Raw genomic sequence first — 9,533 nt, forward strand, 5'->3', positions numbered from 1 at the left:
AGTTATTCCCAAACGGTACAAACGACAATCCAAGTCCATGACAGATCAGAAGTTTTTCTCCAGCCACGCCTTCATGCGCTCGAAGCTGTGGCGGAAACTGCGCGTGTCGCGCGCCTGCAGACCCCGCCGGCGCTGGGCCGCGCCTTCGAGTACCAGCCCCATCACGTTGGCGTACTGCGGCTGGCACACCACATCGGCCAGCGAGCCCTGATAAGCGGGAACACCGACCCGCACCGGCAGATGGAACACCTCGTCGCCCAACTCGCAAATCCCCGCCAGTTGCGCGGTTCCCCCGCTCAGCACCAGTCCTGAGGAAAGCAACTCTTCGTAGCCGCTGCGACGCAATTCGCCCTGCACCAGCTCAAACAGTTCCTGCACGCGTGGCTGAATCACGGCAGCCAGACTTTCGCGCGACAGGCGACGCGGGGCACGATCACCCACGCTGGGTACATCGATAGCTTCCCCCGGATCAACCAGGCGTTGCATTGCGACACCGTAATCGAGCTTGATGCCTTCGGCTTCAGCGGTCGGGGTGCGCAAGGCCATGGCGATATCGTTGGTGATCTGGTCTCCGGCAATCGGGATCACGGCAGTGTGACGGATCGCACCTTGCGTAAACACGGCCAGATCAGTCGTTCCGCCCCCTACATCGACAAGACAAACCCCCAGATCCTTCTCGTCTTCGGACAGGGTCGCAAAGCTCGAAGCCAGCGGCTGCAGCACCAGATCAACGACTTCCAGCCCGCAGCGGCGCACGCACTTGACGAGATTCTGCGCTGCAGAAACCGCGCCGGTGATGATGTGCACCTTCACTTCGAGCTTGACGCCACTCATGCCGATCGGCTCGCGCACTCCATCCTGCCCGTCAATGATGAACTCCTGGGTCAGGATGTGCAGAATCTGCTGGTCGGCCGGGATCGGCATGGCGCGCGCCACTTCGATCACCCGCTCGACATCGAGTGGCGTGACTTCCTTGTCCTTGATCGCCACCATGCCGTTGGAGTTGAAACTGCGGATGTGGCTCCCTGCGATGCCGGTGTAAACATCGCGGATCTTGCAGTCGGCCATGAGTTCGACCTCCTGCACCACACGCGAGATGGCATCCACCGTCGCTTCGATGTTGACCACCACGCCCTTCTTCAGACCTGAAGAGGGCTGGGTTGCCACACCGATCACCTCAAGGCGGCCATCCGGGCGCAATTCAGCCACCATCGCGGTGACTTTGGAGGTGCCAACGTCCAGACCGACGATCAGATCCTTGCTGTCCTTGCTCATTATTTGCCTTTTCCTTGTTCGCTGTTCGCCATGCGCAGTGCAAATCCGCTCTGATAACGCAAATCCGCCACCAGCACCGGCCTCCCCAGTTTTTCCCGTGTTTGCGGCCACAGAGCGACAAACCGCGCAAGTCGCTCCTCTGGCGTCGCCTTGACCTTGCGGTCATCCTGATCCTTGCTCAGATCCTTGCCCAACTCGATCACCATGCCATCATCCAGCTTGAGTTGCCAGGCATGCCGGCCAGACAGACTCAGCGCCACGATCTTGCGCTGCATCGGTTGCAGCACTTCGTTCAGTTGACGCATTTCGGCAAGGATCTGGGCACTGCTGTCAGAGGGGCCACTGAACACCGGCATGCTGTCATTCGCCGCTGCATCGAAAAGCTCTCCGAAGCTATTTACCAGACGAGTATCCCCGGAATCCACGCTGCGCCAGTACGCCACCGCGACATGCTCTTCGAGCACGACTTCGATGGAACCCGGCCACAGCCGGCGCAATTGCGCATTGCGCACCCAGGGAAGATTCTCGAAGGCCTTGCGCGCACGATCAAGATCCACGGTAAAGAAATTGCCCCGCAACGAAGACGCCGCCACATAGCGCAGTTGCGCATGGGTGACATGCCCCAGCGGCGAAATCACCACGACTTCGCGCAAGGCGAACAGGGGCATCTTCACCACGACCTTGAATGCCACAATTCCGAACATCACCGACGCCAGCAGGATGAGGACGCCGGAGACCAGATTCATCCAGTCGGGACGGTGCCAGAATCCCCCGTCGGCCTGACGTGCGCTGGCCTCGCGACCCCGCGCTCCAGTCGTCTTGCCGAAGGCTGGCTGATGTTCAGTCAAGTTTTGCCTGTTCCAGAATGGTGAGACACAAGCGGGTAAAGTCGATCCCGGCAGCACGCGCGGCCATCGGCACCAACGAGTGTCCGGTCATGCCCGGCGCGGTATTCATTTCAAGGAAACTGTAGCTGCCATCAGGGCGCAAGATCACGTCAGCACGCGCCCAGCCACGACAGCCCAACACTTGGAAAGCACGCAATGCATCCTGCTGCACGGCCTCTTCGGTTTCCGGCGCGATCCCCGCCGGACAGTGATAGCGCACATTATCGGTGAAATACTTGTTCTGGTAGTCGTACTCACCCTGCAGCGGCTCGATGCGAACCAGCGGCAAAGCTACATCGCCCAGCACCGCCGCAGTCATTTCCTGCCCGCTGACAAATTCCTCGGCGATAACCAGCGGATCCAGCCTGTATGCGGCTTCAAACGCGGGCGCAAACTCGGCCGGAGAGCTGACCTTGCTGACCCCGATCGAGGAGCCTTCACGTGCCGGTTTGATGATCAGGGGCAAGCCCAGATCGTCCATGACATCGGAAAAGTCGGTTCCTGGCGCAAGCATGCGGAACTTCGGTGTCGGCACGCCCGTGGCCTGCCACACCAACTTGGTCCGCCATTTGTCCATCCCGATGGCCGAAGCCATCACACCGCTGCCGGTGTACGGGATTCCCATGCTCTGCAAAGCTCCTTGCACCGTGCCGTCCTCACCAAAACGGCCATGCAGGGTAATGAACGCCCGCGCGAAACCAGCCTGCTTGAGTTCCCAGACCGGACGCTCGGCAGGGTCAAAGGCATGTGCCTCGACACCCGCATCCAGCAATGCTTTCAGAACGGCATTGCCGGAGAGAAAGGAGATGTCCCGCTCCGCAGAGGGGCCTCCCATCAGAACCGCAACCTTGCCAAAGGTCTCTGCTGCACTTGTCACAAATCGTCCCTCAATTCATCAAGCTTCTGCGGCAACCAGCTTCGCCGGCACACCGCCAATCGAACCCGCGCCCATGGTCATCACCACATCCCCATCACGCGCCGCTTCGAGAATGCGGGCAGGCATGTCACCAATTTCTTCCACAAACACTGGCTCAACCTTGCCCGCCACGCGCAGCGCACGCGCCAAGGCCCGACCATCGGCAGCTATGATCGGCGCTTCTCCAGCGGCATAGACCTCGGCAAGCACCAGTGCATCGACCGTCCCCAGCACCTTGACGAAATCCTCGAAACAATCCCGGGTCCGCGTATAGCGATGCGGCTGGAAAGCCAGCAGCAAACGCTTGTCCGGAAAGGCGCCACGCGCCGCAGCAATCGTCGCCGCCATTTCGACCGGGTGATGCCCGTAATCGTCGATCACCGTACAAGTCCCGCCGGACGGCAGCACGGCTTCGCCATAGCGTTCAAAACGCCGGCCGACGCCGCGAAACTCTTCCAGCCCTTTCTGGATTGCCGCATCGGAGACCCCCAGTTCGGTCGCCACCGCAATGGTGGCCAACGCATTGAGCACGTTGTGCACACCCGGCAAGTTCAGAACGACCGGCATCCGTGAAACCTCACCGTTCTGCCGCACGCAATCGAAGTGCATCTGGCCGCCGACGGCACGCACGTTCTCGGCGCGGACCTGGGCGGACGGGTCGAGACCGTAGCGTACGATCTGTTTGGATACAAAGGGGATGATCTCGCGCACGTGCGGATCATCAACGCACAGCACGGCCACTCCGTAAAACGGCAGACGATGCAAAAAGTCGACGAACGCCTGCCGCAACTGGGAAAAATCGTGCCCGTAGGTATCCATGTGATCGGCGTCGATATTCGTCACCACCGACACCACCGGGCTCAGGAACAGGAAGGATTTATCCGATTCATCGGCCTCGGCCACCAGAAACTCGCCGCTGCCAAGTTTGGCATTGGCGCTTGCTGCATTCAGACGCCCGCCGATCACAAAAGTCGGGTCCAGCCCACCCTCTGCCAGCACGCTGGCAACCAGGCTGGTTGTTGTTGTCTTGCCGTGAGTCCCTGCTATCGCAATGCCTTGCTTGATGCGCATCAGTTCCGCGAGCATCTGGGCGCGCGGCACAACAGGGATCTGCCGGCTGCGTGCCTCGATCACCTCGGGATTGTCATTCTTCACAGCGGTGGACACCACGATGGCATTAGCCTGTGCCACATTTTCGGCGGCATGGCCGATATGTACCTGCACACCCAAAGACTGCAGGCGACGGGTCGCCGCCCCAGGCGCCAGGTCAGAACCGCTGACCTGATAGCCGAGATTGCTCAGCACCTCGGCGATACCGCTCATGCCTGCACCGCCAATGCCGACAAAGTGGATGCTTTTAACCTTGTGTTTCATGCGCGCACTCCAGTGCGAGCACCGTGAATATGGACCATTAAACTGCCTGTCTGCAAAATCGCCCAGCGCATCCATGCGCTGGCGCGCGCAGAGTGTCGCAAATTTTGTGCGCCAATACACGTCTTGACGGCTCCGGCGGCACACTCTCTCTGGCGTCCGTATTGGCTCGCGATGGATTTGTCTATTTTCAGCATCGGCACAGGCTGACACATAAATCCGCAACCTCGTCCGCCGCCTTGGGGCGCGCTACGGAACGTGCCGCTTGCGCCATTCTCAGCAGCTGAGCGCGATCCACTCTCTCCAGCCAGTCCGCCAAGCGCTGCGGACTCAGTTCCGACTGGGGAATCAGCTCGGCAGCTCCCTGTCCAGACAGAAAGCGTGCATTGCCTGTCTGATGATCATCCACAGCATGCGGCAACGGAATCAGGACGCTGGCAACACCAACTGCAGCGAGCTCGGCTACGGTCAGGGCGCCCGACCGACAGATCACCACATCGGCCGCCGCATAGCGTGCAGCCATATCCTCAATGAACGGCAGCAGTTCGCCTTCCACTCCCGCCCCGGCATACGCCTGGCGCAGGGAGTCAAGCTGATTGGCGCCCGACTGGTGGGTTACTACCGGGCGATTCTCTGCCGGCATCAGGGCCAGGGCTTGAGGGACCGTATCGTTCAATGCCTGCGCCCCCAGCGAACCGCCAACCACCAGCACCCGCAAGGGGCCACTTCGGCCAGCAAAACGCTCTTCGGGCTCAGGTAGGGCGGCAATATCGGCCCGCACCGGATTACCCAGCCAGACACCGCCCTTGATCACGTCAGGGAAGCCACTGACCACATGCCGGGTCACGCCAGCCAGAACCTTGTTGGCCAGGCCCGCGACCGAATTCTGTTCATGGATAACCAGCGGCTTGCCAAGCAGCGCGGCCATCATGCCGCCTGGAAAGGTGACATACCCGCCCATCCCCAGCACCACATCCGGCTGAACCCGTCGAATCGCTCGCAGTGCCTGCCAGAAGCCCCTCAGCAGATTCAGCGGCAGCAGGAACTTCTGCGCCAGCCCTTTTCCGCGCAACGCTCCAAAACGGATCCAGGCCAATTCATAGCCCAACGGTGGAACAATCTTCGCTTCCATGCGGTCGGCATTTCCCATCCAGGCAATCTGCCAACCTCGCTTGCGCAATGCCTCGGCTACAGCGACTCCCGGATAGATATGTCCTCCCGTACCGCCAGCCATCACCAACAACTTGGGGATACGCCTTGTCACGTCCCGCCTCCGCGTGTGACCTGCCGGTTTTCCCAGTCGATCCGTAGCAGGATCGCAAGAGCAAGGCAGTTTGCAAGAATACCGGACCCACCAAAACTCATCAGCGGCAATGTCAGACCTTTGGTTGGCAATACACCCATGTTCACCCCCATGTTGATGAGTGACTGGATCCCGAGCCACAACCCTACCCCCTGAGCCACCAGTCCGGCGAAATGCTTGTCCAGCTGGTGCGCACGACGGGCAATAGCGAACGCACGATGCACCAACACCGCAAACAGCGCGATCACGGCCATTACTCCCGCAAAGCCAAGCTCTTCGGCAATCACCGCAAGCAGAAAATCGGTATGCGCTTCAGGCAGGTAGAACAGTTTCTCGACGCTGGCCCCCAGACCGACTCCCAACCACTCGCCACGCCCGAAAGCGATCAACGCATGGGAGAGTTGGTAGCCACTTCCCAAGGAGTCCTTCCATGGATCGGCAAAACCGAACAGGCGTTCGCGTCGATACGGCGACAGCCAGATCAGCAACACGAAACCAACCAGCGCCACGACCAGCAGCAAACCAAAAATCCGTGCGTTCAGACCTCCGAGGAAAAGTATCCCGAAAGCGATGCAACTGATGACAACGAAGGCCCCGAAGTCAGGCTCGCGCAGCAGAAGTGCGCCAATCAGCAGGATCATGCTGGCCATGGGTAGAAATGCGCGCTTGAAACTCTTCATGTCCGGCAACTTGCGTGCGGTGTAGTCGGCCGCATACAGAACCACGAACAGCTTCATCAGCTCAGAGGGCTGAATATTGGCAAAGCCCAGAGGAATCCAGCGCCGCGCTCCATTCACCTCACGACCGATGTGCGGAATCAGGACCAGAACCAGCATCAGCAGTCCGGCTCCGGCCAGCCAGGGTGACAGCTGTTGCCATGTGCGCACCGGAACCTGAAAAGCAACGGCGCCGGAAACCAGCCCTACAGCCAGAAAGATGATGTGCTTCCACAGGAAGAACCCGGCCTGGTGGCCGGACATGCGACTGCCTTCGGCGTAAGCGATTGACGAGGAATACACCATCACCAGTCCGAAAATCAGCAGGAGCGCCGCGGACCAAAACAACAACGGGTCGAGTTCTCCCGGATGTGTCACTCGTCCCCCCAGTCGCCCGGAGGCCAGACTGGAAGCCCGTGTATCGAAAGGGTTCAAGCTCACCCCTCGGCCTGCCCAGGAAAGAATACCAGCAGCTCTCACTCGCTTACTCCTTGCAAACTCCGCACCGCTGCAATGAATACCTCGGCGCGATGCGCATAATTCCGGAACATGTCCAGGCTGGCACATGCCGGCGACAGAAGCACCACATCGCCGGCTTGAGCACACTGATTGGCGATCCGCACAGCCTCTTCCATGCTGCTGGCGTGCAGATACTCGACACCGCTGCCAGCTGTTTCCGCTTCGATTCGCGACGCATCACGCCCAATCAGGACAACTGCTCGCGCATGGGAGCGAAACGCTTCGCGCAAAGGAGAAAAGTCCTGTCCTTTGCCGTCTCCGCCAGCAATCAGTACCACTTTGCATCCCATTCCCTGCAGTGCTGCCAGGGTAGCGCCAACGTTGGTTCCTTTGGAGTCGTCGTAAAAGGCCACCCCATCGTCACGCAACGCGACACGCTCGACGCGATGCGGCAATCCACGAAACTCCTTCAGAGCTGCCAGCATCGGAGTCATCGGCAGCCCAATGGCAGCCCCAAGTGCCAAGGCCGCCAGTGCATTGGACAGGTTGTGTTCTCCAACCATCGGCAATCCGGCGCAGGGCAGCAACTGCTCGTCTCCGCGGACCATCCAGCGCACCCCGGCAACCTCACGAATGCCGAAGTCATTCTCCCCTGGAGGAAGATTCAGACCAAAACTCACCACCCGCCGCCCTGAACGCGCCATTTCCGACGACCATGCATCCTGACGATTGAGAACCTGCACGCCGCTACCGTCGAAAATCCGGGCTTTCTCATGCGCGTACTGAGCCATCGAACCATGGCGGTCCAGATGATCATCCGTAACGTTCAGCACGGTCGCAGCATCCGCCTGCAAGGCCGTAGTGGTTTCCATCTGGAAACTCGACAGTTCCAGAACCCACACCTGTGGCAATCTTCCTGCATCCATGCACCGCATCAATTCATCCAGCGCAGCGGGCGAAATATTCCCGGCAACCGACGTTTCCCTGCCTGCTGCACGCGCCAGCACGCCACACAGACTGGTGGTAGTGGTTTTGCCATTGGTTCCGGTAATCGCCAGCACTTTGCAGCGCTGACGCTCCCCCAGAGAAACCAGAGCCTGGGCAAAAAGTTCGATTTCGCCACAGACGGGAATCCCGCGCGAATGTGCTTCGCGCAGCAGGGGTGTATGAATCGACAACCCAGGGCTAAGTGCTACGACATTCACCCCGTCAAGCAGCGCTGACGAAAACGGGCCACATATCAACTCGGCGCCTGCACAGGATTCACGCAAGGTCTCGACCCCCGGCGGAATGGCTCGGGAGTCAGCGACACGCACCTGCGCACCACAGCGCAACAGCCATCTGACCATGGCAAGACCGGACTCACCGAGCCCCAGCACAAGATAGCGCCGAGCGCTGTAATCGGGCTTCATTCCTGCCCGCTCCTGCAACGCAAAATGCTGCACGCCTTGCGGGGTGCAGCATTTTGACTCATGGCGACAAACTTGCTGGCCATTCTCGAAAGCATCATTTTCTCATCGCAATTTCAGTGTGGACAAACCGAACAGGACCAGCATCAGGGTAATGATCCAGAAACGCACAACCACCTGGGTTTCCTTCCAGCCACTGAGTTCGTAATGATGATGCAGAGGCGCCATGCGGAAAATCCGTTTGCCGCCGGACCATTTGAAGTAGGCAACTTGCAGCATCACCGACAGGGTTTCGGCTACAAACAATCCACCCATGATGAACAGCACGACCTCCTGTCGCACCACGACAGCAACCGTACCCAGTGCGGCACCCAAGGCCAGAGCACCAACATCGCCCATGAACACATCTGCCGGATAGGCGTTGAACCACAGAAACCCGAGCCCCGCCCCCGCCATCGCGCCACAAAATACGGCCAGCTCGCCGGCCCCGGCGATATACGGCACGCCAAGATATTTCGAGAACCCCATGTGACCAGCAACATAGGCAAAGATCGCCAGCGCTGCAGCCACCATCACGGTCGGCATGATTGCCAGACCATCAAGGCCGTCCGTCAGGTTGACCGCATGGCTTGTTCCGTTGATCACGAAATAGGTCAGTGCCACAAAACCATAAATGCCGAGCGGATATGAAACAGTTTTGAAGAAGGGAACGATCAGCTGGGTATGCGCCGGAGTATCGGCCGTCATGGCCAGAAAGACGGCAGCACTAAGGGCAATCGTTGAAGTCCAGAAATATTTCCAGCGGCTGGCCAGACCTTTCGGATCACGATGAACAACCTTGCGCCAGTCGTCCACCCAGCCGACCGCGCCAAATCCCAGAGTAACAAGCAGCACTACCCAGATGTAACGATTCGACAGGTCTCCCCACAGCAAAGTGGTGATACCGATAGCGATCAGGATCAGGGCGCCTCCCATGGTAGGCGTACCGGCCTTGGTCAGATGCGACTTGGGGCCATCATCACGCACGGCTTGGCCAATTTTCTTGGCCGCCAGCCAGCGAATCAGCGGAGGGCCGAAGATGAAGGAAATGATCAGCGCAGTCAGCGCCGCAAGCATGGCACGCAAGGTGATGTAGCCGAACACGTTGAATGCGCGGATATCCTCACCCAGCCAGAGAGCAAGTTTGAGTAGCATCGG

Annotated in this window: 8 protein-coding genes; all 8 read right to left on the reverse strand. The window is 59.6% G+C overall.

Translation table 11 applies throughout. The features are described from left to right. Positions 1 to 45: 45 nt before the first annotated feature. The 8 genes from ftsA to mraY all read right to left on the reverse strand — a co-directional run bounded on the left by ftsA (position 46) and on the right by mraY (position 9,530). On the reverse strand, positions 46 to 1,275 hold the full coding sequence (gene ftsA, locus Q9Q94_RS00265) for a cell division protein FtsA (protein WP_305978014.1): 1,230 nt from the start codon (positions 1,273 to 1,275) through the stop codon (positions 46 to 48). Then, the gene (locus Q9Q94_RS00270) at positions 1,275 to 2,123 is read right to left on the reverse strand and encodes a cell division protein FtsQ/DivIB (RefSeq protein ID WP_305978015.1); all 849 of its coding nucleotides are present in this window, start codon (positions 2,121 to 2,123) and stop codon (positions 1,275 to 1,277) included. Before Q9Q94_RS00270 ends, ftsA begins: the two co-directional genes overlap by 1 nt. Beyond that, a complete protein-coding gene (locus Q9Q94_RS00275; RefSeq protein WP_371929805.1) occupies positions 2,116 to 3,039 on the reverse strand; it encodes a D-alanine--D-alanine ligase in 924 nt (307 codons plus the stop codon). Before Q9Q94_RS00275 ends, Q9Q94_RS00270 begins: the two co-directional genes overlap by 8 nt. A gap of 18 nt (positions 3,040 to 3,057) precedes the next feature. Further along, the gene (gene murC, locus Q9Q94_RS00280; protein WP_305978017.1) at positions 3,058 to 4,452 is read right to left on the reverse strand and encodes a UDP-N-acetylmuramate--L-alanine ligase; all 1,395 of its coding nucleotides are present in this window, start codon (positions 4,450 to 4,452) and stop codon (positions 3,058 to 3,060) included. Positions 4,453 to 4,639: 187 nt separating this feature from the next. Continuing rightward, the gene (gene murG / locus Q9Q94_RS00285) at positions 4,640 to 5,701 is read right to left on the reverse strand and encodes an undecaprenyldiphospho-muramoylpentapeptide beta-N-acetylglucosaminyltransferase (protein ID WP_305979458.1); all 1,062 of its coding nucleotides are present in this window, start codon (positions 5,699 to 5,701) and stop codon (positions 4,640 to 4,642) included. 8 nt (positions 5,702 to 5,709) lie between these two features. After that, positions 5,710 to 6,909 (reverse strand): putative lipid II flippase FtsW, encoded by a 1,200-nt coding sequence (gene ftsW, locus Q9Q94_RS00290; protein WP_371929806.1) that lies wholly within the window; start codon positions 6,907 to 6,909, stop codon positions 5,710 to 5,712. Between the two features lie 35 nt (positions 6,910 to 6,944). After that, positions 6,945 to 8,339, reverse strand: coding sequence for a UDP-N-acetylmuramoyl-L-alanine--D-glutamate ligase (gene murD, locus Q9Q94_RS00295; RefSeq protein ID WP_305978018.1), 1,395 nt, complete (start codon positions 8,337 to 8,339; stop codon positions 6,945 to 6,947). A 102-nt stretch (positions 8,340 to 8,441) separates the two neighbouring features. After that, positions 8,442 to 9,530 carry a phospho-N-acetylmuramoyl-pentapeptide-transferase gene (gene mraY, locus Q9Q94_RS00300; RefSeq protein ID WP_305978019.1) on the reverse strand — a complete coding sequence of 363 codons (1,089 nt, stop codon included), beginning with the start codon at positions 9,528 to 9,530 and terminating at the stop codon, positions 8,442 to 8,444. Positions 9,531 to 9,533 lie beyond the last annotated feature (3 nt).

Origin of the sequence: Uliginosibacterium sp. 31-16 (genome assembly GCF_030730865.1) — a bacterium.
Classification (GTDB): Bacteria; Pseudomonadota; Gammaproteobacteria; order Burkholderiales; family Rhodocyclaceae; genus Uliginosibacterium.

What these genes read in the sequence shown, in the direction of transcription:
- murC (WP_305978017.1), bottom strand. Translation starts at nt 4,452, where the DNA reads ATGAAACACAAGGTTAAAAGCATCCACTTTGTCGGCATTGGCGGTGCA.
- murD (WP_305978018.1), bottom strand. Translation starts at nt 8,339, where the DNA reads ATGAAGCCCGATTACAGCGCTCGGCGCTATCTTGTGCTGGGGCTCGGT.
- mraY (WP_305978019.1), bottom strand. Translation starts at nt 9,530, where the DNA reads ATGCTACTCAAACTTGCTCTCTGGCTGGGTGAGGATATCCGCGCATTC.
- ftsA (WP_305978014.1), bottom strand. Translation starts at nt 1,275, where the DNA reads ATGAGCAAGGACAGCAAGGATCTGATCGTCGGTCTGGACGTTGGCACC.